General features: G+C 67.6%; 1 pseudogene. It reads right to left on the bottom strand.

The window, feature by feature from the left end:
* Nucleotides 1-404 (bottom strand): annotated as a pseudogene (locus HA630_RS26955) (tetratricopeptide repeat protein); the annotation flags it as partial.

Raw genomic sequence — 404 nt, 5'->3', positions numbered from 1 at the left:
GCCGCTTCCCGGTTTTGCAAACGGTTTTCGATCTTGATGCCCAGCCACAGCGATTCGGCGTTGGCCAGCTCGGAATTGTTCAGGCGGCGCAGGTAGAAGCGGGCGCGCTCCGACTCGCCACGCTGGTGCAGCAGCAGCGACAGGTTGTACACGGTGATCGGATTGCCCGCATCCAGCTCGAAAGAGCGCAGCAGGCTTTGCTCGGCCTCCTGCGCCTGACCAGCACGGGCCTGGCACACACCCTGGGTCATCCAGGTGCGCGAGGCGGCAGCGTAGTTGGGCGACTGCAGGGCGCGCTGAAAGGCGGCAGTGGCGTCGGCGTGGCGCCCGTCCTGGCAGTACATCCAGCCCAGGTTGTGCAGGGTGTCGCCGTCGCGCGGCGCCAGGCGCAGCGCCTGCGCGAA

The sequence above is a fragment of the Aquabacterium sp. A08 genome (genome assembly GCF_011742065.1).
Note: the sequence above shows the minus strand (reverse complement) of the source record. Positions and strands in the feature narration are given on the sequence as shown.